This is a genomic window from Enterococcus devriesei, assembly GCF_001885905.1.
Classification (GTDB): domain Bacteria; phylum Bacillota; class Bacilli; order Lactobacillales; family Enterococcaceae; genus Enterococcus_A; species Enterococcus_A devriesei.
Genome location: NZ_JXKM01000054.1, coordinates 1 through 479 on the forward strand (window position 1 = coordinate 1; position 479 = coordinate 479).

Annotated in this window: 2 protein-coding genes; both read right to left on the reverse strand. The window is 34.0% G+C overall.

The window, feature by feature from the left end; genetic code table 11:
• On the reverse strand, positions 1–288 hold a 288-nt coding region (locus RV00_RS15995), incomplete at its 3' end, for a PD-(D/E)XK nuclease-like domain-containing protein (RefSeq protein ID WP_420889689.1).
• Positions 257–479 (reverse strand): hypothetical protein (locus RV00_RS16540; protein WP_169818968.1); only part of this gene is annotated, 223 nt, incomplete at its 5' end. The genes RV00_RS15995 and RV00_RS16540, both read right to left, overlap by 32 nt.

Sequence of the window (479 nt, forward strand, 5' to 3'; positions counted from 1 at the left end):
AAAGTCCTTTAATAATCCATGAGGCTTTTTAGTAGAAAACATTTTTTCTTTATTTTCTACTTTGAACGCCTCATGTGCTTCTGGTGATTCAAAGTAAGAATGAACATAGTTACCAACCAATAATGGTTTCTTGTCACTGTCTGCTTCCCAATCGCCTTTAAGTTTTGAAAGTTCTGCAGCTTCACATTCTAAAAAGTTCTTTAGTTGGCTGACTGACATAAACTGCCAATCAGCCTCGTTTGAATAATAATTTTCATCAGAAAGGGTAATCGTCTCCATCTTCATCATTTGGAATCACGTCCTCTCTGTCAAAATTCTGAGCATTTGGATTGGGATACCTTAAATCAAGCTCTTCTTGCTCAATATCTTTATCTAGCTCTGTATCTGCTTCTTCAAGATCGATTTCATCAATATATTCCTGAGCTGTTTTTTTGATATTTGATTGTTTAAATAACTTTTCTTCAATCGCTTTTGTTTTT